This is a genomic window from Enterococcus sp. AZ079 (genome assembly GCF_050547255.1).
In the GTDB taxonomy this organism is placed as follows: Bacteria; Bacillota; Bacilli; order Lactobacillales; family Enterococcaceae; genus Enterococcus_D; species Enterococcus_D casseliflavus.
In genome coordinates, this window is record NZ_CP172955.1 from 2552809 (window position 1) to 2578233 (window position 25425).

At 40.1% G+C, this 25425-nt stretch carries 23 protein-coding genes and 1 pseudogene; 5 read left to right on the plus strand and 19 right to left on the minus strand.

The features are described from left to right. Nucleotides 1-62: 62 nt before the first annotated feature. Both xylA and IGJ15_RS12095 read right to left on the minus strand, forming a co-directional pair. A complete protein-coding gene (gene xylA, locus IGJ15_RS12090; RefSeq protein ID WP_010747576.1) occupies nucleotides 63-1367 on the minus strand; it encodes a xylose isomerase in 1305 nt (434 codons plus the stop codon). Between the two features lie 329 nt (nucleotides 1368-1696). Next, nucleotides 1697-2329: a YitT family protein gene (locus IGJ15_RS12095; protein ID WP_010747575.1), complete on the minus strand. Its 633-nt coding sequence runs from the start codon at nucleotides 2327-2329 to the stop codon at nucleotides 1697-1699. An 87-nt stretch (nucleotides 2330-2416) separates the two neighbouring features. On the opposite strand from IGJ15_RS12095, the pseudogene IGJ15_RS12100 reads away from it, so the two are divergent. Beyond that, nucleotides 2417-2503, plus strand: a pseudogene (locus IGJ15_RS12100) (resolvase); the annotation flags it as partial. Continuing rightward, nucleotides 2503-2676 carry a hypothetical protein gene (locus IGJ15_RS12105; RefSeq protein WP_010747574.1) on the plus strand — a complete coding sequence of 58 codons (174 nt, stop codon included), beginning with the start codon at nucleotides 2503-2505 and terminating at the stop codon, nucleotides 2674-2676. The pseudogene IGJ15_RS12100 and the gene IGJ15_RS12105, both read left to right, overlap by 1 nt. A gap of 21 nt (nucleotides 2677-2697) precedes the next feature. Here IGJ15_RS12105 and istB read toward each other — a convergent pair whose 3' ends face one another. The 7 genes from istB to IGJ15_RS12140 all read right to left on the minus strand — a co-directional run bounded on the left by istB (nucleotide 2698) and on the right by IGJ15_RS12140 (nucleotide 10959). Then, a complete protein-coding gene (gene istB / locus IGJ15_RS12110) occupies nucleotides 2698-3438 on the minus strand; it encodes an IS21-like element helper ATPase IstB (protein WP_010747573.1) in 741 nt (246 codons plus the stop codon). Then, nucleotides 3428-4666 (minus strand): IS21 family transposase, encoded by a 1239-nt coding sequence (gene istA, locus IGJ15_RS12115; RefSeq protein WP_430599117.1) that lies wholly within the window; start codon nucleotides 4664-4666, stop codon nucleotides 3428-3430. The genes istB and istA overlap by 11 nt, the downstream gene beginning before the upstream one ends. 63 nt (nucleotides 4667-4729) lie before the next feature. After that, on the minus strand, nucleotides 4730-5260 hold the full coding sequence (locus tag IGJ15_RS12120; RefSeq protein ID WP_010747571.1) for a DUF3324 domain-containing protein: 531 nt from the start codon (nucleotides 5258-5260) through the stop codon (nucleotides 4730-4732). A 752-nt stretch (nucleotides 5261-6012) separates the two neighbouring features. Beyond that, nucleotides 6013-6807 carry a hypothetical protein gene (locus IGJ15_RS12125; RefSeq protein ID WP_232624640.1) on the minus strand — a complete coding sequence of 265 codons (795 nt, stop codon included), beginning with the start codon at nucleotides 6805-6807 and terminating at the stop codon, nucleotides 6013-6015. A gap of 171 nt (nucleotides 6808-6978) precedes the next feature. Next, a complete protein-coding gene (locus IGJ15_RS12130; protein WP_010747569.1) occupies nucleotides 6979-7467 on the minus strand; it encodes an AAA family ATPase in 489 nt (162 codons plus the stop codon). 538 nt (nucleotides 7468-8005) lie between these two features. Further along, entirely contained in the window at nucleotides 8006-8395 is a 390-nt protein-coding gene (locus IGJ15_RS12135; protein ID WP_010747568.1) for a DUF4430 domain-containing protein, read from the minus strand. An 86-nt stretch (nucleotides 8396-8481) separates the two neighbouring features. Beyond that, nucleotides 8482-10959: a vitamin B12-dependent ribonucleotide reductase gene (locus IGJ15_RS12140; RefSeq protein ID WP_010747567.1), complete on the minus strand. Its 2478-nt coding sequence runs from the start codon at nucleotides 10957-10959 to the stop codon at nucleotides 8482-8484. A 140-nt stretch (nucleotides 10960-11099) separates the two neighbouring features. Here IGJ15_RS12140 and IGJ15_RS12145 point away from each other — a divergent pair, with 140 nt between their 5' ends. Together IGJ15_RS12145 and IGJ15_RS12150 are read left to right on the plus strand one after the other, a co-directional pair. Further along, nucleotides 11100-11639: a hypothetical protein gene (locus tag IGJ15_RS12145; RefSeq protein WP_010747566.1), complete on the plus strand. Its 540-nt coding sequence runs from the start codon at nucleotides 11100-11102 to the stop codon at nucleotides 11637-11639. 558 nt (nucleotides 11640-12197) lie between these two features. Further along, nucleotides 12198-13625 (plus strand): APC family permease, encoded by a 1428-nt coding sequence (locus IGJ15_RS12150; protein ID WP_005225272.1) that lies wholly within the window; start codon nucleotides 12198-12200, stop codon nucleotides 13623-13625. A gap of 115 nt (nucleotides 13626-13740) precedes the next feature. Here the strand turns inward: IGJ15_RS12150 and IGJ15_RS12155 are convergent, their stop codons facing one another. The 5 genes from IGJ15_RS12155 to IGJ15_RS12175 all read right to left on the minus strand — a co-directional run bounded on the left by IGJ15_RS12155 (nucleotide 13741) and on the right by IGJ15_RS12175 (nucleotide 18538). Next, entirely contained in the window at nucleotides 13741-14367 is a 627-nt protein-coding gene (locus IGJ15_RS12155; RefSeq protein ID WP_081117236.1) for a TetR family transcriptional regulator, read from the minus strand. Nucleotides 14368-14414: 47 nt separating this feature from the next. Beyond that, entirely contained in the window at nucleotides 14415-15116 is a 702-nt protein-coding gene (locus tag IGJ15_RS12160; RefSeq protein ID WP_010747564.1) for an ABC transporter ATP-binding protein, read from the minus strand. Nucleotides 15117-15121: 5 nt separating this feature from the next. After that, nucleotides 15122-16198, minus strand: a complete 1077-nt coding sequence (locus IGJ15_RS12165; protein WP_010747563.1) for an ABC transporter permease — start codon at nucleotides 16196-16198, stop codon at nucleotides 15122-15124. Between the two features lie 318 nt (nucleotides 16199-16516). After that, nucleotides 16517-17476, minus strand: coding sequence for an L-lactate dehydrogenase (locus IGJ15_RS12170; protein ID WP_010747562.1), 960 nt, complete (start codon nucleotides 17474-17476; stop codon nucleotides 16517-16519). Between the two features lie 93 nt (nucleotides 17477-17569). Continuing rightward, nucleotides 17570-18538 (minus strand): TDT family transporter, encoded by a 969-nt coding sequence (locus IGJ15_RS12175; protein WP_081117235.1) that lies wholly within the window; start codon nucleotides 18536-18538, stop codon nucleotides 17570-17572. Between the two features lie 150 nt (nucleotides 18539-18688). On the opposite strand from IGJ15_RS12175, the gene IGJ15_RS12180 reads away from it, so the two are divergent. Continuing rightward, nucleotides 18689-19516, plus strand: a complete 828-nt coding sequence (locus IGJ15_RS12180) for a LysR family transcriptional regulator (RefSeq protein WP_081117234.1) — start codon at nucleotides 18689-18691, stop codon at nucleotides 19514-19516. An 84-nt stretch (nucleotides 19517-19600) separates the two neighbouring features. Here the strand turns inward: IGJ15_RS12180 and IGJ15_RS12185 are convergent, their stop codons facing one another. From IGJ15_RS12185 to IGJ15_RS12205, 5 genes are all read right to left on the minus strand, one after another. Beyond that, nucleotides 19601-20029, minus strand: a complete 429-nt coding sequence (locus IGJ15_RS12185) for a GNAT family N-acetyltransferase (RefSeq protein WP_005225265.1) — start codon at nucleotides 20027-20029, stop codon at nucleotides 19601-19603. A gap of 383 nt (nucleotides 20030-20412) precedes the next feature. Further along, the gene (mngB, locus tag IGJ15_RS12190; RefSeq protein WP_005225264.1) at nucleotides 20413-23088 is read right to left on the minus strand and encodes a mannosylglycerate hydrolase; all 2676 of its coding nucleotides are present in this window, start codon (nucleotides 23086-23088) and stop codon (nucleotides 20413-20415) included. Nucleotides 23089-23351: 263 nt separating this feature from the next. Continuing rightward, entirely contained in the window at nucleotides 23352-24452 is a 1101-nt protein-coding gene (locus IGJ15_RS12195; protein ID WP_060792679.1) for a PTS fructose transporter subunit IIC, read from the minus strand. An 18-nt stretch (nucleotides 24453-24470) separates the two neighbouring features. Next, nucleotides 24471-24794, minus strand: coding sequence for a PTS fructose transporter subunit IIB (locus tag IGJ15_RS12200; protein WP_005225262.1), 324 nt, complete (start codon nucleotides 24792-24794; stop codon nucleotides 24471-24473). Beyond that, complete coding sequence (locus IGJ15_RS12205) at nucleotides 24791-25252, minus strand: PTS sugar transporter subunit IIA (protein WP_005225261.1); 462 nt, start codon at nucleotides 25250-25252, stop codon at nucleotides 24791-24793. Before IGJ15_RS12205 ends, IGJ15_RS12200 begins: the two co-directional genes overlap by 4 nt. Between the last annotated feature and the right edge of the window lie 173 nt (nucleotides 25253-25425).

Genomic DNA, 25425 nt, shown 5'->3' on the forward strand with positions numbered 1-25425 from the left:
ACCTTCATTAATTTTTTGTACAAGAAAAGGGGCCTAAGAAGACCCCTCATCATTTAAACGGCTTATAAATAATCGTTCAAGATATTTTTCACATATTCGATATGGCTAGATTTCAGGACTGGATCTTCATGGCTAACAGCATAATCGTATAAGCTTTCCAAGTCTTCTTCATCCTTCATGATTTTTTCGCCGAGGCCTTCGTTAAAGGAAGCATAGCGTTCTTCTTTCAAATCATCGAAGAAACGATCTTCTTTTAATTTCGCTGCATTTTTCAAACCGCGAGCGAAAGTATCCATCCCAGCAATATGAGCCAAGAACAAGTCTTCTGCTTCGAAAGCGGAACGACGTACTTTGGAGTCAAAGTTGATCCCACCAGGAGCGATACCGCCATTTTCCAAGACTTCGTACATCGCCAAAGTCACGTCCATGACATTGGTAGGGAATTCATCCGTATCCCAACCTAACAAAACATCCCCTTGGTTGGCATCCAATGAACCCAATGAATCGTAGCAACGTGCCACTGCAATTTCGTGTTCAAATGTATGACCAGCTAAAGTAGCATGGTTCGCTTCCAAGTTCAACTTGAAGTCGCCTTCTAAACCGTAATGTTGGATAAAGGCCATCGTAGTCGCTGCATCAAAGTCATATTGATGTTTTGAAGGTTCTTTTGGTTTTGGTTCCAACAAGAACTGTGGTTTGTGACCAATTTTTTCACCATAAGCAATCGCCATTTTGAAAAGACGAGCTATATTGTCTTGTTCAAGTTTCATGTTGGTATTCAGTAAAGTTTCGTATCCTTCACGGCCACCCCAGAAGACATAGTTTTCACCGCCAAGTTTTTTGGAGATGTCTAAGCCTTTTTTCACTTGTGCTGCAGCAATCGCATAAACTTCAGCGTTATTTGTTGAAGCCGCGCCGTTAACAAAACGTGGATTAGAAAACATGTTGGCAGTGTTCCAAAGCAATTTAATCCCTGTTTGATCCATTTTTTCTTTGATCAAGTCAGTAATTTCATCAACATTTGCAAAGAATTCTTCTAAGCTATCGCCTTCTGGTGCGATATCTACATCATGGAAACAGAAGTATTCTGCGCCTAATTTTTCGCAAATTTCAAAGAAGGCTTCTACCCGATTTTTGGCAGTTTCCATTGGCGTTTCACCAAACCAAGGGCGTTGGTTGACTGGATTACCAAATGGATCCGAACCATCTTGAGTCATTGTATGCCAATAAGCAATGGCAAAACGAAGATGATCCTTCATTTTTTTGCCCATCACTACTTCATCTGGATTGTAGTGGCGGAATGCAAACATATTTTTTGTGTCTGTGCCTTCATATTGAATCTTGTCGATACTTGGAAAATAACTCATTGAAAATCCCTCCATCAAATAGGTTGTTTAGCTTAACTAACTAACTCTATTAAAGAATAGCGCAACCTTTTTTAAATGTCAACCGCTTTCACGTATCTTTTTTTCAGTTTTTTTAAAGAAATGCGCTACTCCCAAAGCTACCTTCATCCCCTCCTATCAATTAGAAAACAAGATTGCCTTGCTACCGGAGAATCAGCCGGATTGTAGACTTGGTATTATGGAGTTTTCACTTGTGAAAACTTTATAATACCAAGTCTAAAAAAAGGCAAGCCCTCTTTCAAGGTTGCTTGCCTTTACGCTTTTGTATTTAAGCTTGCTAGAAAAGTTGATTACTCCACCTTAGCCGGCTTTTCCTGATGCATCCAAGCTGGCAAATGAAATTCTTGTACGATACCGATGAGTTGTCCTGAAAGTATGACTGTCAGCAATGAAAAACCAATGCGATTCAAGGGAATATAGCTCAAAGACAATACCAAGACGACCAAATCACTAGCAAGGTAGGCCCACTGAATTTTCATTTTAAAAACTTTGGCAATACTCATGGCCATAGCATCATCTCCACCCGGGGCACCACCTGCTCGAACACAAAGCCCACAGCCACCCCCGACAAAGATAGCTCCTACTACTGCTGCCAAAAGGGGCGTATCACCGATATGGGGCCAAAAAGGTCCGATTGCTTCAAAAAGACTATAGCTAGCAGAAAAACCCACAGAAGCGACAATGGAATAAAATATGAACTCTCGCCCTAATATTTTCCAGCCAGCCGCATAACATAACATATTGAAGATGAACCCAGTGATTGCTGGTGACAAATGAAACCAATGATCTAGTAACAGGGTCAGCCCCAGACCACCACCTTCAGTCACACCACTGAAGGAATGGATATTAAATAAGCCAAAAGATAAGATTGTACTCCCCAAAAACACCATCGTTAGTGCGCGGGGTTTAATTGTTTTTAACACAGTATTTTCCTCCAAAACAGATAAGTTATTTTTGTTGATGAATGTAACCAGCCTTATTTCACCAATTTGTACTCTTCACAAAACTGAATCAATCGCCGAACGTTTAGAAGGTATCGAGCAAGATATAACGTGACAGTAGATCAAAGAAAAAACAAAGAAAAGAGGGATAGTTAATGAGTACGGTTATTTTAGCTGAAAAACCAAGCCAGGCATTAGCCTACGCAAGTGCTTTAAAACAAAGCACCAAAAAAGACGGTTATTTTGAGATCAAAGACCCACTATTTACAGATGAAACGTTTATCACCTTTGGTTTTGGGCAGAATAAAAATGTAGGTTTTCGGCAATAGGAATTGTCGGCAATCGCCAGTTTAGATTTTATTTCTCATACGATAAGACTTGCCGGTAATCTTGAACACTTTGACATGATGAACCAGTCGGTCAAGGATCGCTGCCGCGATTTCTGGGCTTTGAAACAATTCACCCCATCGAGATAAGACGATATTTGTCGTAATAATCGTAGAGCGGTGTTCATAACGCATGGCCAGAAGCTGGAAGAACAAATCGGCTTCTTGTTTTTGTATCGGTAGATAGCCAATCTCATCAATAATCGACACATCATATCGTGCATATCGGTTTAGTACTCGCTCAAGCGTGCCTTTCTCATAGGCAGCTCGTAAGCGTAAAAGAAGCTCATGACAAGGGATGAATAAAGTCCGGTACCCTTGATGGCAGGCTTCAATTCCTAAGGCAATCGTTAGATGCGTTTTCCCAACTCCTGGGCTCCCAATAAAGACCAGGTTCTCATGCTTTTCTACGAAACCCATGTGCTTTAAATCCAGCAGTTCACGTTTATTAATACTTGGCTGGAAGGTAAAATCAAATTCCTCTAGACTGGTCCGTTTAGGAAAGCGCGCTCGCTCTATCACGCGATTCATTTTCTGGTTATGTTGATGATTGACTTCCTTTCGCGTTAATTCCAGAAGAGCTTCCGTCAAGGAAAGCTCCTCTCGATTGGCAACCTCGATATAATTGGGAACATACTCCCGCATGTGATTCAAACCGAGCGTTTCTAGGTTGGTCATCAGTTCTTGATAATGGCTATTCTTCATCAGCAATCTCCACCAAATCATATTGTTTTAGACTTTCGCGAGTATAAGCTCTGATGTCATCGTCCTCTTTATGGCTCATGACATCTGACTTTAGGATTTGGAAATAGTCCTCCTCATGATAGTTCAATTGTTTTTTCGTTAAGGGATGCGACCGGATCAGTTCTCCGTTATAATGAATTTGTACTTGGTCTTCCTTGTCGGAGAGCTCGATTTCAACCTCTTTACCGATATAGCGAGGATCTACAGAGTACCTGCATTTACGGAAAACGACCATGGCTTCCTTCGTGACTTTACGGCTAATAAAGTCCTCAAAATAAGGATTCAAAAGGTTTTTCGGTAATTCATGTAGGTGCTCTTTTTCGTTTGTCCACCAACGCTCATCTAGCGTCTGGTCCGTTGCCTGGGAGACTTCACTATTTAACTCAGAACATAGGTCATTCACTAGATGACATAGCTCTACGGTATCATAAAATTCATGGTTATAGACCTTCAGTCGATCAACAGTTCTGGCTAACGCTTCTACACATCCTTTTGTTTGTGGTCGAAAGGGACGACAGGCAATTGGCGTGAAGCTGGCGTCTTTACTGAAGGCATAAAAGCGTTCGTTGAAATACGCTTTTGAAAACTGACTGCGAGAATGATCAACCACCGTCTTCATATTGTCGAACCAGATTTCTTTTGGCACACCACCGGTGTGATAGAAGGCATCATCCAGACATTCAAACAGGGTATCTTGCTTACGGTCAAAGGTTAAAGTAATGAATTTTTTCTTCGAGTAAGGAAGGACGTATAAGAAGATATTAAATTCAAAAACTTCTCCTTGATTACTGATTAAGCGCATATCTTCCTTCCAATCAACCTGGGTGGAAAGTCCCGGGTTATGCTCGACACGAATGGTGGCCTTTTGCACTTTTTCTTGTTTGAACTCGCGACAGTAAGCTTTTACTAGGCTGTAGCTCCCGTCAAATCCTTTGCGTTCGATAAATTTGAAGATACTGTAGGCACTACAATGCCCCTTGACTTTGTCTTGGATAATTTCTTTATATGGATCCAACTTGCTTGGACGTTTCTTGCGCGGGGTAGGTGTGGACGTTTCACCCTTAGCTTCTTCGTATGCATTTTTGACTGTTCGATAATCACAGTCATATTGTTTGGCTAATGCGGCATAGTTCGGTTTGATTTCGTTGATCACGTAGATCATCACTCCTTCGCGTATATCTTTTCTCATCCCTGAACCTCCGTTTCATTTGGGATAAGAAGAGCATACAAAAATGTAGGAAAACCAACAATTTTAAATTGCCATTTTCCTACATTTTATCGTTGCCGTTAACATAAAAAGCACTAAAAGTAATAGTATAACAAGAAAAATAGAAACTAATACCCAGTATTTATTTTGGCTAGGAATAGTTATATCTTGTCGGTTAAATGTCTTAGATATATGATCATCTACCTCAAATGATCTCGTCCACTCCCATTTCAATTCTCCAGAATTTGCTTGTAGATGAAGAACATAATTACGTGGGACAAATGACTCACCATTCAAAGGAATTGGAAAGGCAAAATTGGAGTGAGGCACCATTTGCATTCCTGATGCCTCTGTGGAATAGAGGCTTTCTGTTTGATCTTCATTATAAATTGATGCAATAACCTCTAACTGATTAACAAACGTCCCCGATTGATTTTGGATCCGAGCACTGAACACATTTCTAAAGTTTAATTGGTCCGCATAGACATCTAAGAAATCTAGCTCGGGAGAAAGTTGCTCTCGCTTATTCGATACAACAAGACCCATAACATGAGACAGTGTGTTCTCAATAGCCATTGATTCTAAAGATAAAATTTTTTCATTATAATTTATTCTTCAATATTTTAATATAGTAAAAGGATAAAAAACCATTAAGTTTCTGACCCTATCTAAGATTTGTACTAATACTCATAAATCCAAACTTTAATTGAACAATGATTTAGTTACGAGTTTATGAACACAAAAATTGAGCACTCCATATCAATTATGGTATCTAAAGAGAGTGTTCAGAAAATCGTCATTTCTGAACACTCTTTTTAACAATTTCATTATACACATTCTATTTTTTTGAAATCTAATTTGCTCAACATATCTGACCGTCAAAAAACGTTTATATATTTCAATCGGAAAATAGACCAACAAGGTATACTCTGCTGACCGCTATATGAAATACTTTCTGACCTAATTAATTGAGCTGCTTAAAGAGCTATTAAATGAGAAATTAAAAAGGATCAAAAACTTTTTAAGTTTATGACCCTGTATATCTAGTACTAAATTCATAATTTGATATTTTTGTGAAACATTCATTTATTACCTAGTTAATAGTCATTTAAGAATAATTTATCTCCACTTCCAAACAATTTTGTATAACTTTACTCATTAGAAAGTAAGTACATTATTTCTCATTGATTAAGTTACCCATTATCAATAATACTGGACAGCTTAATCAGCGATGGATTCTTAATAAGTAACTGCAGTACAAAATTTGTAGAACATTCATGTTGACTAATATCTAGTTTTTTAATAAGAGCTAGCATTTTTACATCAGATCAATCTACATTATTTTCATAATATTCGCGCAACATTTTTAATTCATTTTCAGAAGGATATAGTGATATAACGATTATATCTTTTTTTGGAATATTTAAATCACAAATATTAGTGACAACTAATTGCGTATCAATAATATTCTTTAATTCCTCCAATCTCGTAAAGTGTGAAACGATTTTTATTGTAAACCTCCTAGGAAATAGTATCTCGATTAGATTTCCAATCATTTCCATATGTTCAATATCACTATCAAATACTAAAGAAATACGGATTTGACTAATCATTTTATTAAGTGATATCAGCAGTTGTGGCCAATGCGTTATAATCATATACAGGTAAGTATCAATCACATAAGCTGGTTCATTGGGGAATTGAGACATAAAAACCTTTTTTATTTCGATAAAAAAAGTTTTATTATACTTCATCACCTCTTCAGAAAACCTCTTGAATTTATCGTATAAAATAAATGGGGGACCAAAATGAATGTTCGCAGCATTACATAAATCTACCAGAAGTTTCTCCCGATTATCTGTTATCACTATATTAAAATATTCCTCAATATAATGAATAATCCTATCAAATCGCTCTTTTTTTTCTTTCAATAATGGATCATATTTTATCTTTTTTTCGAGTTCCTCATATTCAAAGATCATTTGCTCAGAAAAAAGAAAATCTAGTGCATTGATATACGGACTAACTTGTGGTTTCGATTGCTCAAGGTGCTTACTGTTTGCCGTCCTATTTATCCAATGGGCGGTTTCATGTATTGATTCTTGGTCTTTAACAGCTGTCATAGTCATTTTGTCTTCAGCGGCTTGCTTTTTGATTCGTTTATTAATCGAAGAATGCAACAAGAAAAGAAATTGCCAATCACTATTTTGCTTCTAGCATGACTGTCCTTCGTGTCCTGCACAGGAATAAGACTAACTGTATTGAAAAAGAGTAAAAAACGTTTTGATGCTACTTCATTTATTCTTTTGCTCAATCACTACTTCATCTTCATTTATCGGTTCTTCGAATCCTGAAAAAAAACGTTGAAGGATTTCTTCTGTAATAGGAAAAGCGGAATTTGCAGTCTGGACTTTATTTCTGATCGCTAATCGTTTTCGTAAAGTATCATAATCAGCTTTTAGATAGATTACTTTAATCGTCACATCATATGCTGCCAGTAGTTCTCTATAAGCGTCTCGGTGACTTTTAGCCCAAAAACTAGAATCGACAACTACGTTTTTTCCTTCTTGAACAGCCTTCACTGTAAGCTCTTTCAATTTAACTGAAGATAATGAAGAAACTTTTGCATATTTCTCCGAAGGGTAATCAACACCATAAACGCCATAATCTTCCCAAATCAATTCATCTATTGCTAGTCTTACATAGCCTTCTTGCTCTTTTTGTTTTGAGTAAGTGGTTTTGCCTGCACCACTAACGCCACACATCAAAAGTACCTCAACCATTATTCTCCTCCTACCTTTTTCGAACAATAAACAAAGAGAACGAAAAAACCTTATTTGTAATCAACGCTCGTGTTTTAGACCACTGTTCGCCACCCACATCTGATGATACAATGATAACATTGTTTTTATGAACAACAAGCAGATTGGGAAACAATCGCAAGAAAAATAGTAAGTAAAATCATATATTAGAGAATAGAAGCGTTAGCCACTTAAGCTAACGGATAAATCAAATTTTTGTCCATTTCCACTCTACTATAAAAAAATTATTTTCTACAAAAAATAGGAACGAAAGCCAAAATACGAAAGAAACATCATGGCTAAAACTTATGTATGTAATGGTATCTTTATTTCTATTATTCCAATTTTAAAATAAAATAAGCCACCACTCCAAACTCTGATAGAAAAACAAGAATAGACTCTTGAGTAGAACTTGAGTGCAAAACTGCCTCCAAAATCAACGCAAGAGTCTATCTGTATAGATAAAGATCTTTATGGGCAAGTTCTTTTGTACCAGTAAAGATCCTTAGAATCAAACAAATCAGAATGCTTTCAAATCAAATGTGATAGTGTCATTGTTTTTTAAAAACAACTCTTGTGCCCCTTTATCGGTCATTTGGTCATTGACGGTATAGACCCAAAATAGATTGGCTTTTTGATCTTGGCTGATGCCGTCAATCGAAGTGATAAAGCCATCTTTTTCTTTGATCGCAAAGTTTTCTTTCATTACTTCCAGCAGCGACTCATTTTCTCGGAACGTTACTTCTTTTGAGGTCACAGCTTCTTGATTTTGGATGACGATCGTAGCTGTTCCTTGTTCTTGCTTCAAGGAACTTTGCTGCGTGCTTTCTGACGTTACACTTACCTGTTGGCATCCTGTAGCGACGAGTAGTGTGTTCACTAGCATGAATACGACAAATACTTTTTTCATCTATTTCTTCCTCTCCAATAGTCAAAATACTAATCGTTTTTCTATCCAATATGCGGATAAGAGTTATTTTATCAATCCCGTTTTTCTTAGAGCCCGCATTTTAATTGGATTTTACAGTTTGTGCAGGTACTGCAGCCGCCGATTTCCTCAATGGTTCCTTCATGGCAGATGGGACAGATTTTACCAGAGGCGACGGGTTCATCTACTTGAACGACAGGCAGCGGTTCAACTTGTGCGGTCAGCTCATTTTCAACCGCTTCTAAGGTAAGTACTTGTGAATCTCGGCTGCCGTCTACATAGACGGTCCCTCCTTTGGCTCCTCCTTCATAAAGATCTCGATAAACCTTGGCTACTTGGCTTACTGTATATCCTTTTGGTGCATTGACCGTTTTTGAAATGGAGCTATCCACCCAGCGTTGAATGGTGCATTGCACACCGACATGCTCTTCGGGTGTCAACTCCATAGCGGAAATGAACCATGCCGGCAACTCCGCTTTGGTTCGTTCAGGATGATCCATCAGGTATTCGTCAACGATTTCCGCATTGATTTCAATAAACTTACCTAGTCGACCGCTTCTAAAATAAGAAAAGGAGTAGTAAGGTTCTAAACCAGTTGAAACTCCCGTCATCGTGCCTGTCGATCCTGTTGGCGCAACAGTCAAAAGATGAGAGTTGCGAATACCGATTCGCAGCACGCCTTCGCGGATGTGCGCTGGCATTTTTTTCATGTATCCTGTATCGATAAATTTCTTCCGCAACGCTTGCGTCTCTTGGTCATTTTTTCCAATCAGGAAGGGAAAGCTGCCTTTTTCTTTCGCCAATTCAATGGATGCCTCATAGGCAGTGACTGCCATTGCCTCGAAAATTTGATCAACGAATTGATTCCCTTCTGCCGATCCGTATTTTTTCCCACAGTAGATCAATAAATCTGCCAAGCCCATGATCCCTAATCCAACACGTCTTTCCCCTTTCGCCTGCTGCTCATTTTTGTCAAAAAAGTAAGGCGTTGCGTCAATAACATTGTCTTGGAAACGAACTGCTGTTTTCACGGTTTCTTTTAGTTTGGCAAAATCAACGGTGCCTTTCTGGCGATCCGCCATGTTTGCGAGATTGATGGCTGCCAAGTTACAGACGGCATAAGGGGTTAGGGGCTGTTCACCGCACGGATTGGTTGCCACGACTTTTTGTCCGTATGCTGTAGCATTCGTCATCTTGTTGGCATTATCGATAAAGAAAATACCAGGCTCAGCAGAATACGTTGCACAAAAAGTAATCAACTCCCATAACTCACGAGCTTTGATTCTTTGATAGGTTTTGACTTTATGACCAGCAGCTGCCCATTCTCGCACATCCCCGACTTCCGCCCATTTTGCATCATATTGCGCCATCTCTGCTTCTGAATAATTGTCAATATCTGGAAAGCGCAGCTCATACCACCCATCTGTCTTCACTGCTTCCATGAATTCTCCTGTCAAGCAGACTGAAATATTCGCACCAGTTAAGAAATCACTTTCTTTTACCGTATAGCTGCCACCTATGCGCAATTTTTCTTTTGCCTTTTGGATCATGTCATTATGTTCCTTATCTGACGATTCAGGCAGTTGCGCTAGATAAGTGAACATTCTTTCTTCCATTTTTGTCAAAGGATCAAATTGCAGTTTTTCATTGATCAGTTGTTTGATTGCTGCATTCGTGACTGTTTTTTTCAGGTGAAGCAATACAGCAGGATTTTGAACTTTAGAAAGAATAAACGTAAAAATATCTGGATGCCAATCTGCCATCATAATCATCTGCGCTCCACGGCGGCTACCTCCTTGTTCGACAAGGTTCGTCAAGTTTGCCAAATCATTCAACCAAGAAACTGCCCCAGAAGACCGACCACTGACACCGTGGACCACACTTGATTTTGGTCGCAAAGTCGACCCATTGGTTCCAACCCCGCCACCTCGACTCATGATTTCCATAACTTCTTGTCGATGAACAGCAATCCCTTTTCGGGAATCATGGATGAAAGGCATCACAAAGCAATTGAAGTAGGTAACTTGAGAATTTGTTCCTGCTCCATAAAGTACTCTGCCTGCGGGAATTAGGTTTTGCGCCACGATTTGTTGGTAAAACGCCTCAAAGAAGTGCTCCTGGTCATGGGACTCGTTGGCAGAAATCCCTTTGGCTACACGATGCGCCACTTGCTCAAAAAAGAGTTCTAACGGTTTTTCAATGTCACTTTTTCTTCTTTTAACAAGTCCATTGGCTTGTTCATCAATATCTTCTAACGCTGAGCGATAGGCCTCTTCCACTTCGATAGAGACTAGTTCCCCATCGATTGCTTTCACAACACCGATTCCTCGCGCAGGATATTTAGGATCAGCTTTCGTTGTCAAAATCACCAAATCATCCTTACGCAATGTTTGATGGGTTTGATCCTTGTATGAATAACGATCCAGCATAATCAAACGAGCGATTCCCTCAAATGTTTGGGTCATTTCTGGTGTGATCGCCGAAACTTCTTGGAACAACTTGATATCCTCGTTCAATTTCTCAATCGTTTGTTTTTTGTATTCCATTTCTTTCCCTCGCCTTCTAAAACACAACATATTGTGCTCGTTTTTTATTATCGTACTATATAATGTGCATTTCAATCTTGAATTTTATTATTTTCCATGTATAATGAGAATGATTATCAATTAGAAAGACGGCGATTCTCATGCTTCCTCCCCAAACCAAGATATTTTCTATCCAAAGAATTTCTCATTTAGCACTGATCACTGCGGCTTGTATCGTTGGACGGTTAGTTTTTGTCTTTATCCCTAACATTCAGCCTATGAGTGCCCTTTTATTTTTAGTGGCTTTTTCTTACCGTTTATCCGATGCGTTGGTGATTGCCTTATTAAGTTTGCTCGGAACAAATATCTATCTAGGCATGGGTCTCTGGACGATCAGTCAATTGGCTGCACTTACTGTCACCATCGTTCTTTTTCATCAGATTGGAAAAATACCGATCATCAAGAAAAACCGCTTCTTGCAAGCTTTCTTTGCCTTTCTTTGCGGACTTCTTTATGGCTTGATCGTTTCGTTGATGGAAGTTTGGCTTTATCAGTTTCCTTCGTTTCTTGCCTATTACCTTCAAGGACTACTGTTCGATTTCTTCCATGCCAGCGGAAACTTCGTCTTTTATCTGATTTTATGGCCAGTATTTGAGCGAATAACACCCACCTCCTATAAGTTGGCGAAAAAAAACGAGTGATTTCGATGGAACGAAGCATTCGGCTAACTTTGTTTTAGTGTTTCTTTGAAAGAATGTTCGCGTAAAATTTTTCTTAGAAAACCAAAAAAACTACGACTACTCTCCTACTTTCTTTGCTTAAATATCAATCCAAAAAGTACCAGCGAAAAGCCTTACGAAAGGGTTTCTTCCATCTTTGTACGTCCATTCATTTAAATGAAACACTCCCTCTTTCATCCATGCCCTTGACCAAATGTAGTTGGATTCCTTTCAAATTATTAATGAATGATGATGTTTGCTTTTTCAATCATCAGAAATTTATTATTTTTTTTAAATAACAATTTAATTTTTCTTGACCAAAAGAATTCAGAGGTTTATCCTAACTATGGAAAATCAACGACTGGATAAAAAGAAGCAAATGAAAATTTTTTTTCAATTTGATCTTTGACATTTGTGAAAAAATGCATAAGAAACTTGATAGTGATCAAGCGCTTATGGAAAGAAATTTTTTTCTCACTAAATTTCAAAAAACGCTCTATTTTAACCAGTCAGAAAAATCATTTTAAGAAGGAGAAAGCGATGAATGAGAAACAATTACGCTGGTATAATATTGCGCTGATGGCGTTCGTCTCTGTTTGGGGACTGGGAAATGTTGTAAACAACTACGCTCAACAAGGATTGACTGTTGTTGTTTCGTGGCTATTAATTATGGCTCTTTATTTTGTACCCTATGCATTAAGTGTTGGTCAGTTAGGATCGACCTTCAAAGAGTCAAGTGGTGGGGTTTCCTCATGGATCAAAGAAACCTCAACAAAGCGGTTGGCTTTTTTTGCTGCTTGGACTTATTGGGTCGTTCACGTGCCTTATTTGGCACAAAAACCCCAAGGAATCTTAGTGTCATTGAGTTGGTTATTTAAAGGAAATGGTACATTTGTATCAACGATGGGCTCCATGGAAGTCTCGTTGATTTGTTTAGCTATTTTTCTATTCTTTTTATGGATTGCCTCTAAAGGATTGACGACCTTAAAAATGATTGGGAACATCGCCGGAACAGCCATGTTCGTGATGTCGATTCTTTTTATTCTTTTAGCAGTGACTGCTCCAGCAATGACTGGTGCTGAGATTGCTACACCAAATATGTCATCTGTTTCAACCTATATCCCTAAATTTGACTTTACCTATTTAACCACGATCTCGATGCTGGTATTTGCGGTAGGTGGCTGTGAAAAAATCTCGCCTTACGTAAATAACACAAAAAATCCTGCCAAAGAATTTCCAAAAGGCATGATCTTTTTAGCCGGTATGGTGGCGTTATGTGCCTTGCTAGGCTCGATTGCTATGGGGATGCTTTTTGATGCCAACCATATTCCAGAAGATTTGATGGTCAACGGCGCTTATGAAGCCTTTCAACGACTAGGAAACTTCTACGGAATCGGCAATTTCTTTGTCATTCTTTATTCCATCGCCAATGCGTTGGCGCAAATTTCTGCTTTGGCTTTTTCAATTGATGCCCCATTGAAAATATTATTGTCTGATGCTGATTCAGAATTTGTACCAAATGGCTTAGCAAAACTAAACAAAAAAGGAACACCAGTAAATGGGTATATTATGACTGGTATCCTAGTCAGCATTTTGATCATTATTCCAGCACTAGGAATCGGCAATATGACCGAACTGTATCGTTGGTTGTTGAACTTGAATTCAGTTGTCATGCCATTGCGTTACTTATGGGTCTTCTTAGCCTTTATGTTAGTCAACAAACACGCCAATCGCTTTACTTCCGATTATAAATTCGTGAAAAACACCAAGGTTGGCTTTGGGATCGGCTTATGGTGCTTCTTGTTCACGGCCTTTGCCTGCATTTTAGGGATGGTTCCTAAGCTTGATTATGCGGCAGATCCGCAAGCTTGGTTCTTCCAATTGGCCTTAAATATCATTACGCCAATCGCCTTTCTTTTGATTGGCTTGATCTTGCCGATCATTGCGAAACGTGTAAATAAAAAATAATCATTCCCTCAAAAAAGAGGTGTCCGACAACTATTTCGGTTGTCGGGCACCTCTTTCCTTATATATGAACTTTTCCGCTGTGCGAGGCATTTGCTCCATCCTCTTGCCGAAGCGTTCATTCTTCGTCATTTTCCTCTTTGATTCCATACTTGATCCATTGCACCTTATAGCGAAAATCTTTGATCAGCTCTTTTGCGGTCCATTCATTCGAAATAAAATCTGTCAGACTATCCATCACGACCGCCATAATAAAATAAAGGAAACTGACAGCTTCTTGCGTATCATGGATCGTAAAGCGATTTTCTTCCAACAGCTCCAACCACTGACGAATCATGGGCGAATCGTCAGGGATCGCATCGCGCTTCGTCCAGGCATTGCTTTGGGTACATAAGTGGATCATTTTCCAATGATCATCTTCAGGTGACCATTGACTGCACCAAGCCAAGTATTCTTCGATCCCTTTGAAAAAATCATTTTTGTTGCGATTGATAAACGTAAAAATCGCGGAATGGATTTGGTTTGAATAGTCGGCGATCGCATAGTCATAGGCATCTTCTAAGTTTTGAAAGTACTTGTAAAACGCCCCTCTAGAAATGTGCGACTTTTCGACGATGGCAGAGACCTTGACTTGACTGATGTGCTTGCTGAAGAATTCTTCTAAAAGCACGGCATCGATTTTTTCTTTTTTCTCTTGTTTTAAATGAAAAAATGTTGTACTTGGCAAGGGATTCTCCTCCATCATTCGCAATCTACTCCCTCTATTATAAACAAATCCCTCTACTTTTCCACTCAGACTTGTGCAGTTTCTCTTGACGGGGCGTTTTGTTCGATCAGATTGCCATCTTCCATTCGGAAAATGCGATCACTCCATTGGATCATTCGCTCGTCGTGAGTGACCATGACTGTCGCTTTCTTTTTCTCATGCGCTTCTTTCACCAATAACTTCACGACTTCATACGCATGATCGGTGTCTAAACTGGCAGTTGGTTCATCCGCCAAAATCAAGCTTGGGTCATTAAACAACGCCCTGCCGATTGCTACTCGTTGACGTTCCCCACCAGATAAATCGCGGGGAAACTTGTCTTGAAGATCGAGAATATCTAATGAAGCAAGCAATTCATCAATCCGTTCCTTTTCCTTGGCTTTTCTTGAAACTTTGTCGACCAAATAAAATTGTTCCTTTACCGTTAGAAAAGGGATCAAATTCGAGCTTTGCAAGATAAACCCAATCTCTTTAAAACGCAACTTTCCTCGTTGCTTTTCATTTAATTGGGAAAAGTTCACCTGGTTGATGATGATCTCTCCCGATGTTGGACTTTGTAAGCCGCCAGCGATGGTCAAAAAGGTACTTTTTCCTGAACCAGAAGGGCCGATGATACTGACAAACTCCCCTTCTTGAACGTGAAAATTCAGTCCTTTTAATGCCGTTACTTCGGTATGCAGCTTGCCAAATTTTTTTATAATATCCTTCATTACTAAAATGTCTTTCATCTTTGTTACCCTCCTATTGCCGTAATTGGATCGACTTTTGTGACCGTCCGAATGGAGAATAAGCCGCCTAGAACTGCCACGAGAATCAAGATGCCGCTATAAAGCAGCCATTGCTTTAATTCAAAGAAAAATGGCATGGCATCTGGTAAAAACAAACTGGTGCCGTATGCCGCCGCAAAGGCTAGGGCTACCCCGATCACACCGACCATAAATGCTTGCGCAATAATTGATTTAGCAATAAAGCTGGTCCGAATCCCTTGGGCTTTCATCACACCAAAAATCGCCGTTTTTTGTAGGGTGATCACATACATGAAAATCCCCACGATTGCCGTTGCAACAACAAATAAGAAGTAGATCATGGCATTTAAGGTCAAGTTTTGGGCAGAAAATCCGGGAAGCTTTTCAATAAAGTCTTCCGTTGCCAAGACTTTGAGCTGGGTTCCTTCTTGGTTATCGACTCTCGGATCACTTGATTTGGTCACAATGATATTGATGGGCTGCTCCTTATCAGATGGAAATGGTTGATTAGCAAACTTCATTTTCGTCCAAGTATCGAGGGAAGTATAAATCACTGGTGACACCGTATAAGACGTTTCTGGGGTGATCCCAACGACTTTGAAGGTTTCATCTGAACGTCCGATTTTCACTTGATCCCCGACCTTGATACCTTCTTCTGCTAAGTTTTCTGAAATCGTGATCTCATTTTCTTTTGAAAACAGCTTGCCCTCTAAAACTTCTGGTAACAAGAACGCATCGTCTTGTGTACCAAAAACAGTCACATTGACTTGTTCATCGTTGACCGTGATGACACTGCTATATAAACCAATCGGGGCTTTTTGGGTTCCTGCTACACGGTCTAGATCCCCTCTCGTCAATTGCGAAGCCGCAAATGTGTCATTCGCATCTTCTGATAAAACGATCGCGGATGAATCCCAGTCGACGATGGCCTTTTTAAAATCCCAGTTAAGTCCGGTAGCTAAGCCAGACAATATAAAAACAACATAGGCAATCAAAAACATGATTCCTACGATCAGCCCATATCTTAATTTTGAATAACGCATTTCTTTTATAGCCAGAAACATTGCTCTTTCCTCCTGTTTTCCAAATGTTGACAAAGTGTCACTTTTTGAAGAATACCACACAAGGTGACACTTTGTCACTTTTTACAACTCGAAATGTTTGCAAGGTTGATCGATCATTCTTTTTCTGTCATTCACTGAGGATGTTTTTTCTAAAGGAGTGAGAAAAAAGAGAGTTGAATAGTGGGCGTTTCGCGTAAAATACGCCATTTCCTTTTAACATTCTTGGCTAGATGTAAAAAAAGCATGGCCGACCGTAAATAGTCGAACCATGCTTTGGCAAAAACGAACACGAGGATTTCATTACTAGTATTCTTGAGATCAGCTGACTTTGCTTTGTCCAATTGTGGAAATTACTGCTCGTAACTGATGACACGAAGTATCAAACTGCCGTTTTTCCTCAGGGGTAAGCGTCAATTCAATAATTTCGCGGACGCCGTTTTGGTCCACGACTGCAGGAACACCTGTGAATAAATCGTTGATGCCATATTCCCCATCAAGGTAGGAAGACACCGGCAGAATCGCTTGCTCATCATTTAAGATCGCTCGAACGATTCTTGCGACACTCATCCCTATCCCGTAAAATGTTGCTTGTTTTCGATCGATGATTTCATAGGCGGCATTTTTTACTCGTTCAGAAAGAACCGCTAGATCGGCAACGGTCAAACGATCCTTTTGCTTGATCAATTCTACGATCGGTTGACCACCGATCGTTGTATGGGACCAGACAGCGACTTCCGAATCACCGTGTTCCCCAATGATATACCCATGAATATTCCGTGGATCGATGGCTAATTTTGCCGCCACTTCTTTTCGAAGTCTTGTGGTATCGAGGGTCGTTCCCGTACCAACAACACGATTGGCTGGCAGCCCTGACACACGCCATGCTTGATAAGTTAAGACATCGACTGGGTTTGAAGCGATGACAAGCACGCCATCAAAGCCTGAAGCCATCACTTGTTTTGTGACGCTTGCCATAATTTCGGCGTTCACATCGATCAATTCAAGCCGTGTTTGTCCTGGCTTTTGGTTGATCCCTGCAGTAATAACGACGATATCAGCATCTTTACATTCCGAGTACTCTCCCGCCCAAACTTTGATGTTTTCTTGCCCCCATGACATACCGTCTAACAAATCGAGGGCTTCTCCTTCTGCTTTGTCTCGATTGACATCGATCAAGACCAATTCATTGATTAGTCCTTGATTGATCATGGAATACGCAATGCTCGTTCCAACGAAACCTGTTCCGACAACGACAACTTTTCTGCTTGTACTTTTCATGTGCGATCCCTTCCCTTTCTTTTCAAATACTTGTGCTATTGTTTTGCGTAGAGTACGCATTTTCTCAAAAAATGGATGATTTTTTGTGTTTCCTTAATAACTATGACCGGCAATCAGCGCTTTGGTTTGCTGATACAAATGAACAGCATATTTTCCTAACACATAGCAGACGACAATCACGGCAAAGCTGGTTTCAATAATCGTTAAGGCTTGTAGAAACCCAAATATCAGTGGGTGATTCGCAAAAAACAGTGCTGATTTGAACATTGCAGTCGCCGAGATCACAAGAGGAAACGTAAATGCCGCATAGCTTGGGTAAAACCCGACTGCCAGCATGTTTTTCATATAAGCGACAACACAGAAATAAATCGTTTGTGACAATAACAGCATAAAGGCGACAAACCAAGCAGAGCCTTGTTCAAATACGGAAAGGTAACCTGCTAAGCAAAGAGAACCTGGTGCTGTTAAAATCGTGATCAAAGGAACTGCCGCACGTTCCGTCAGCTTTTGATGGACGACTCGCTTTAAAATAATCGGCAAAAGCGTAAAATACAATACCAATGCGATCCAGACGATCACTTCCCCTAGCTCTTTAAAAAAGACAGCAGAAGTATTGGGAATTACGCCAATCCCGACGAAGGTAATAAACCAGCTTGGATAAATGTATTCCAGCGAAAGGTCGACAGGCAAAATATGCACGACAACAAAATAGATCATTAGAGCAAAATGTAAGCCGATAGCCCCCCACCAGAGCAGATCATTCACCACTGCATTGGGAATGACCCGTTCAAAAACAGTGGAGATCACCATCAGCGCCATCGTAAAGGTCGGCGCCACCGAAGCAACGATTGGGTTTTGCAACTCTGACATCGTGTGCTTAAATGTAAAGCATACTTTCAGAAGGAAGAGCCCCATGATGAAAATACCAAGGGTGCAAAACGCATTTCCAACCGTCTCCATTCCTTCTGAATACAATAAATTCCCCAAAGACACAGTGCCTAAAATCAAGCCGCAAATCGGGATTGGCAATGAATGTAAAAAATGCTGGATCGATGTTTTCATCAACTCATCCTTTCTTAACGTATGAAAATTTCAATTAAATTTGCTTTCTTTTTTCTCTACACTTATACTATAATCACCTGATAACTATTTGTAAAATTGTACTTTTAAATACTAATTATAAATATTATTAATAATAAAGGAGTCCGCAAAATGATTGAATTGCTCAAAACCTTCATTGTTGTTTATGAAACGAGAAACTTTAGTCTTGCCGCAAAACAGCTCTATAAAACTCAGCCAACGATCTCCTTGCAAATCCAACGATTAGAGGCGGAACTTGGCTTCAAACTTTTTGAACGTAAAGGAAAACAATTGATTTTACCCACTAGCCAAGCGGAGTTTTTGTATCCTCGTGTGGTCGAGTCCCTCCGCTCATTGTCCACTATTTTTTCGCAAGCCAAAGACACCAAAAATTTTAAAACAGCGTGTGTGCTCGCTTGTTCGAATACCACCGCCGTTTACTTACTGCCTAGCATCATGGCACAGCTGATTGCAGAATTTCCAACATTTGCCTTTGAAATCAAAATCATGAATTCGCAAGAAGTGATCGATGCCGTCGAATCAAACAAAGCCCATATCGGCCTGATCGAAAAATCAATCGTTTCGCCATTGATCCAAAAAGAATTCGTTTATCGCGATGAATTGGTGTTAGCAGGCAACCTCGCTTCTGATTTTTGGGTCTTGCGAGAAAACGACTCGGGGATGTATTACATTAACGAAACCTATCTTTACGCACAGCACCTAAATCCGCAAATCATCAAAGCCAATAATAGCGAAGTGATTTTGTCCCTACTAAAACAAAACATCGGCAAATCGATCATTTCGAAACTTTCATTACCAGAAGAGTTGCCTTGGCAGGAACTTGATCCAGAGTACCGCTATCGTGATCTTTTTATCATTCAGAATCGTCAACGTGTGACGCCGGAAACCGGAGAGGTTTATGAGGAGATTAAACGGCTGTTGTTAGCATTGATTCCATAAATATTAGTCTTTTGAACCAATTAAAGTGAATACAAAAAAAGACGCTGGAGTGTCGTTTGTCACTCCTCCAGCGTCTTTGTATTTTTATAATTCCTTGATAAACCGTTTCTGTTCATGACTGCTGTGGTAGCCATGATTTTCATAAAACCTGTGAGCAGCATGGCGTTTAACATTCGAATTTAATCGAATGCCTTGCATTCCTCGCTGTCGGGCTTCTTCTTCAATTGCCGACAGTAGTTTCCCGCCAACGCCTTGCTTTTGCACTTGATCATCCACTACCAAACCTAGGACATTAAAAAATTGCCCAGCAGAATAAACTGTTGAATACGGCTGTGCTTCAATCATCCCAACTGCTTTACCCTTTATTTCGGCAACAAGCAAGAGATGATCCTCCTCAGCTAAAATTCTCTTTAGGCCTTCGATCAATACTTCTTCTTCGATTGGATAGCCTAGTACTTTCGACAAATGAGTTAGTTCTTTATGATCAGACAATGCTGCGGCTCTAATTTTCATGATATTCTCCTGTCTTGCAGCTTTTGACTCAACTATATTTTTAGAATGCTTATTTGTCAAGAAAGCCCGTTCTGCGCCGCTGATGTGAAATACCAAAAACTACATAAACTGAGATTGAAATAAGAATTAAAAGAAAACCGACAAGCTGCCTTCTGACTTTCCTCCTTTCGTGCAACTCGTACAGAGGAGAGATTTTTGCATACCTTGGAAAGGATGGCTTAGGTATACATTCGCTATTGGCATTCAACCTACAAAGATTCTCGTCTGTTTCGCATTAGTATTAAAAAAGGCTCGTAAATACTTTGATAAGACTTACGAACCTTTTTCACTTTTCTATGGCACAAGCGGACTCGCCGCTTCGCGTGACTTTTTCTCAGTAGCAATTACTCTACATACAATGTCACAAATTTTGCGTGGCCTATCTTTTCAAGAGTGACTACATTCTTTTCCACAACCAGTGCTTCTTTTGTAGCTTCTTTTAAATCGACTGTTTCTACTAACTTCACTGGATGGTTGAATGTGATCGTTGCGTGTCCACCTTCATCTAAAAGCCCATTGTATAGACGCAAAATATAACCTAGACGATCTTCGGCTTTTTTCAATACACTCAGGGTCAAATTGCCATTGATCTCAAAAAGACTAAAGTTTGCCGGTAAGGTTGGTTCAACCGGTCCTAAAGTAAATATCAAGCGGGAATTCAGGAATTCTGCGGATTGATAAAGAGTGATCGGTGTTACTGCTTGTTTGGCACTCTGTGCAACATTTGCTTGATCAAATCCTTTAGCAAAGTAAGCAACAGAGAAATCAAAATGCATCGTTTTGTGGCACTGCGCAGCTGGTGTCGCAATCACTGATTCTCCTGAAGCACGCCCTGGTCGATACAGTAGATTCTCTTTCCCCATGAAGCCATAGGTTCGGAAAATCGTTAAGCGAATCGTATCAAACGCTTTCCCCACGATCTCATATTCACGTACACCCTTGGGCATGACTGCTACGCCATGGGATGCATCGAATAAACCGACAAACGATTGACAAGTTTCTATGGCGATCGGCTGCTCATTCCATTGCTCTTTATTAGCTTCCCAAAGAGCCATTTCTTTTTCAAACACAACAGGGCGCTGCAACGTGCCAAACTGTTGGTCAGCCAGCGAAAATTTCGAGGCAATTCCGGTATCAAATAGCACACATACCCGATGACTATCCACTTGTTGGTTTTCAACCGTTAAGTTGAAATCAATTTGTTGCGATTGTTTTTTCAACACGATCGTCAATTGGATCGGTAGTGAAGCCGAGACCTTCTTTTCTGCACGTTCAGCTAAATCCTTCGGAACCCTCAGCGTGAATACCACATCAATCTTTTGGTAGATTGCTGATTGCTGAATCGAGATCGTTGGTTGCGCATCAATTGATGAAATCACAAAATCTTTCACAGGTGGTGAATAATTGAATGAATCACCATCGTCGCCATTTTCTTCAATGATCCCTTGATTTTGATAAAGCACCTGATTGGTTTTATCTAGAATATCTAACGAGCCATTGCTATTGACAGTGATCTGATAGTACTCATTTTCGATCGTATTGGTTGTAATCTCCTGCAATGGTGCGCTTGTATCACCTTTTAAATCAATTGTCAGCTGGGTATACCCCATACTCGGCACATCAGTCGTTTCTATGGCAATCTTTGCTTTATAGACTTTCTCCGGCAAATAGATCTCCTTGACTGGATCTAATATGTTCCCCTGATTCAACACATACTCCGTTTGGTCGGTAAGCTCTAAAATCGTATAAGGTAACGCCTGACCTGACTGGTCAAGGATCGCAAAATCTTTTTGCGGCAAATAAACCTCTGCTTCGATCACCCCATTACGTTTTGTGTCATAGGTATTGAAAAGCGTAAAAGTAATTTCTTTTGCTTGTGGGTTGTTGATTGCAGTAGAAATCTGTCGTAACATCAATTCGACAAGATTCATAGAAATATCTCGCGCTTGCTTATAGCGCATATAGATATCTTCGTTGGTCGTATCAGAAACACAAGAACCGATCGAATCATGCGCCGCATTTTCAAACATTAACTTCCAAATCTCTATGACTGTTTCTACGGGGTACTCAAATCCTAATTGCATAGCCATGGTTAAGATAGGCTCCATGACATTGACTAAGTAATGTTGGATCTGTGTGTTCATCGCCTTCAAATCAGGACGTGAAGAAAAAATCGTTTTGTGAATTCGCATCAATTTGCCGTTGATCAGTTCACCAGCGATTTCTTCCAACTCAGGATGGCGTACTTTGACCGCAGCAATGTATTTTTCGATCGTTGAAAATTGTAACTCATACTCATCCTGATACAGTTGATTCATTCGATCAACCAATTCTGGAAGATTTTCTCTAACTGGTGCTTGGTCGAAACCATTTGGAAAATACACTTGATCCGTTGCACTGCGCCCCCAAGTCGTTTTAAACGGTTCTTGATGTAAGAACTCTGCTAATTCTGCTTCTCGTTCAGGAATGGCACCGCCAATGTAGTACCCACTTGGGATCTGGTAAACATTGACCACAGAACCATCTTCTCCACGCCATTTGTACTCTGTGTGTTTAACATCGTCATCACTGACACCGCGCCAAAACATTGTGTCTGTGATACCAAACTCACGATAGATTTGTGGCATACTAGCTGCTTGTCCGAAAGAATCTGGCACATAGCCGACATTCATGTAGGTTCCGAATGCTTCACAAATTTTCATGCCATATAACATATTACGAACAATGCTTTCTCCCGAGATCACTAATTGATCGGTTTGTGTGTACCATGGGCCAATGATCAATTTTCCTTGTTGAACAAGTTGTTGAATCCTTTCTTTGTCCTGTGGGCGCCATTTCAAGTAATCATCTAACAGAGAAGCCTGTCCATCTAAAATGAAACTTTCATAAGGATCATCCTTTTCTAGTTGTTCAATGACGTTTTTTAGATCGTGCATCAAATAGATTTTCGAGCGACTCGTCGTAAAATACCATTCGCGATCCCAATGACTGTGGGGTACGACATGTACTGTTTTTTTCATTCAATCATTCCTCTCCCGTGATTAAAAAAGGCACGTAACGATGGGTGTCGTTCGTGCCTATTAATTTTTCTCAATTTTTTTACCATCTGGTACGCATCATTTGATCCTTACATAAATGCTTCGAATTTTGAAAATCGTTTCTCTTCAAATACTCTTGTTTTCTTCCCCAAGTCTTGTCCTTGTCAGATACCTTAAAGCGTTCTTGAAAAATCACCTGCTCGTGCCTTTTCTTTTGCTACTATTTAGCTAATCAGCCTTGTTACTTAGTTTTCAAAGCTCACTTCAATATCATCGAGGGCAATATCTTCTGTTTGTTCTTCTTGCTTATTGAAATTCACGAATAAAGGCGCGACAAAACCGATGAAGGCTGCTCCTGCAAATAGTCCAATCAAATACGCCCAACCGTTTCCAACAGTGAAGAAGCCGTAGATTCCCCCAACTGGTGGCATTTTGTCATACATTCCTAATGCGATCCCCAAACCAGAAGCAATTGCACCTCCCAACATGTTGATCGGCACAAGCCGTAATGGATTGACTAATGTAAAAGGAATTGCTCCTTCTGTGATTCCGATGAACCCCATAATAAAGTTATTACGCCCAGCATCCAGTAGCTCTTTGTTGAATCGATTTTTGTGGAACAAAGTTGCTAAGGCATATCCAAATGGTACCGCACAAATCGCAACGTTCACGATGATGGCTGGTAAATAGACTCCTTCCGCTAGTAACACATTTCCTGCCATCCAAGCAGCTTTGTTTACAGGTCCCCCTAAGTCAGAGCCAATCATTGCCCCCATGATGAATGCCAGTAAAATTTTGTTAACGTCATTTTCAATCATGGTTCGGATCCATTCAACCAAACTAGTATTGATCCACGCCAAGGGCTCAGAGAGTAAGGCGCCCATGACGATTGCTACGGACAATGTAGCAATCAAAGGTAAAATTACCAACGGCATCACCCCAGCAAACGACTCCGGTAATTTGATATGTTCTTTCGCCCACTTCACTAAGTATCCTGCTAAGAACCCAGCAATAACTGCCCCTAAAAACCCAGCATTGGTGCTAGAAGCGACTGCACCACCGATAAAGCCGGCACCTAGCGCAGCCTTATCTCCAACAGAATACGCGATAAAACCAGCCAAGACAGTATTGATCAAGCCGATTCCTGCCCACCCTACTTGTTCAATCAAATAAAGCGCATGTTTAAAGCCTTCCGTGTCAGCATAAGGATCTAAGCTTGTGATCCCCATACCAAGAGCAATCATTTTCGGAATGGCAACAACCAGTGAAGCACCAATAATCAATGGCAGTACAAAACTAATTCCACTCATCAAGTGGCCTTTTAAATCTGCTAGAACTCTTTTCATCATCCTTGCCTCTTTCCTTTAGTTTGCGTTTCTTTGTTCAACAGCAGCTACACATTTCTTCAGCACCGCTTCCGGTGCCTTGATACACGTATTGATATTTACTCGAATTTGCGGTTTTCCTTCAAACCGTTCCATCCCAACAACTTTTTGGTCAGTCGCTAAAAGCAAGAAATCCGCTTCTTTTGCTTCGGCTGCAGTGATCTCATTGACTTGCCCTAATGAGCCTTGCTGTTCGATCTTGACCTCATAGCCAAGTTTCACACCAGCTTTTTCTAAAGCTTTTGCCGCCATCGGTGTATGTGCCAATCCAGCTGGACAGGCGGAAATTCCTACTATTTTCATACAATTTTCTCTCCCATCATTTCCTTTTTGATCAATTCTGCTAAATAAGCTTTGTCTTCTGATTGTTGAATCTGCTGGATGAATGTCTCTTCAAGCAATGCGGTTGCTAGGCGACTCAACATTTGCAGATGCACCGTTCCTTCATCTTTTTTAGGAACCATCAAAGCAAACACATTTTTGACTGCTGAATCATCGAAGGTTTCCCATTCGATGGCTTGCTCTAAACGAATAAACAAAACGGTCGGTTCCAAAACGGGTTCAGCTTTTGCATGTGGAATAGCAAAGCCTTCTTGTAAGCCGGTTGAATATTGTGCTTCCCGTTCAATGAATGCCGCACATGTATCTGCTGCATTGGTAACGATCCCTGATTCATAGGCATGATGCGCAATTACGTGAAACAGTTCTTCTTTTGATGTAACAGCCACATTCAAGAGAATATTTTTTTTCTGAAAATCCATCTCATCTGCTCCTTTCCTTTATTATGAAACCATTAGCGTAATTCGTGTGGTTTATTTTCTGTACACGTTTAATTTACGGTTTCTAATTCACGATGTAAACACAACAAATTTCCAATTCAAGTGGCAATCATTAGTAAAGCGTTTTCCAAAATGATTGCCAACTCTTCTGGAAA

Bases quoted from the DNA above. Each gene is read 5' to 3' on its own strand.
- xylA (WP_010747576.1), bottom strand. From the start codon at position 1,367: ATGAGTTATTTTCCAAGTATCGACAAGATTCAATATGAAGGCACAGAC.
- IGJ15_RS12105 (WP_010747574.1), top strand. From the start codon at position 2,503: ATGAGTACGGTTATTTTAGCTGAAAAACCAAGCCAGGCATTAGCCTAC.
- istB (WP_010747573.1), bottom strand. From the start codon at position 3,438: ATGAAGAATAGCCATTATCAAGAACTGATGACCAACCTAGAAACGCTC.
- istA (WP_430599117.1), bottom strand. From the start codon at position 4,666: ATGAGAAAAGATATACGCGAAGGAGTGATGATCTACGTGATCAACGAA.
- IGJ15_RS12120 (WP_010747571.1), bottom strand. From the start codon at position 5,260: ATGGCTATTGAGAACACACTGTCTCATGTTATGGGTCTTGTTGTATCG.
- IGJ15_RS12125 (WP_232624640.1), bottom strand. From the start codon at position 6,807: ATGACAGCTGTTAAAGACCAAGAATCAATACATGAAACCGCCCATTGG.
- IGJ15_RS12130 (WP_010747569.1), bottom strand. From the start codon at position 7,467: ATGGTTGAGGTACTTTTGATGTGTGGCGTTAGTGGTGCAGGCAAAACC.
- IGJ15_RS12135 (WP_010747568.1), bottom strand. From the start codon at position 8,395: ATGAAAAAAGTATTTGTCGTATTCATGCTAGTGAACACACTACTCGTC.
- IGJ15_RS12140 (WP_010747567.1), bottom strand. From the start codon at position 10,959: ATGGAATACAAAAAACAAACGATTGAGAAATTGAACGAGGATATCAAG.
- IGJ15_RS12145 (WP_010747566.1), top strand. From the start codon at position 11,100: ATGCTTCCTCCCCAAACCAAGATATTTTCTATCCAAAGAATTTCTCAT.
- IGJ15_RS12150 (WP_005225272.1), top strand. From the start codon at position 12,198: ATGAATGAGAAACAATTACGCTGGTATAATATTGCGCTGATGGCGTTC.
- IGJ15_RS12155 (WP_081117236.1), bottom strand. From the start codon at position 14,367: ATGATGGAGGAGAATCCCTTGCCAAGTACAACATTTTTTCATTTAAAA.
- IGJ15_RS12160 (WP_010747564.1), bottom strand. From the start codon at position 15,116: ATGAAAGACATTTTAGTAATGAAGGATATTATAAAAAAATTTGGCAAG.
- IGJ15_RS12165 (WP_010747563.1), bottom strand. From the start codon at position 16,198: ATGTTTCTGGCTATAAAAGAAATGCGTTATTCAAAATTAAGATATGGG.
- IGJ15_RS12170 (WP_010747562.1), bottom strand. From the start codon at position 17,476: ATGAAAAGTACAAGCAGAAAAGTTGTCGTTGTCGGAACAGGTTTCGTT.
- IGJ15_RS12175 (WP_081117235.1), bottom strand. From the start codon at position 18,538: ATGAAAACATCGATCCAGCATTTTTTACATTCATTGCCAATCCCGATT.
- IGJ15_RS12180 (WP_081117234.1), top strand. From the start codon at position 18,689: ATGATTGAATTGCTCAAAACCTTCATTGTTGTTTATGAAACGAGAAAC.
- IGJ15_RS12185 (WP_005225265.1), bottom strand. From the start codon at position 20,029: ATGAAAATTAGAGCCGCAGCATTGTCTGATCATAAAGAACTAACTCAT.
- mngB (WP_005225264.1), bottom strand. From the start codon at position 23,088: ATGAAAAAAACAGTACATGTCGTACCCCACAGTCATTGGGATCGCGAA.
- IGJ15_RS12195 (WP_060792679.1), bottom strand. From the start codon at position 24,452: ATGAAAAGAGTTCTAGCAGATTTAAAAGGCCACTTGATGAGTGGAATT.
- IGJ15_RS12200 (WP_005225262.1), bottom strand. From the start codon at position 24,794: ATGAAAATAGTAGGAATTTCCGCCTGTCCAGCTGGATTGGCACATACA.
- IGJ15_RS12205 (WP_005225261.1), bottom strand. From the start codon at position 25,252: ATGGATTTTCAGAAAAAAAATATTCTCTTGAATGTGGCTGTTACATCA.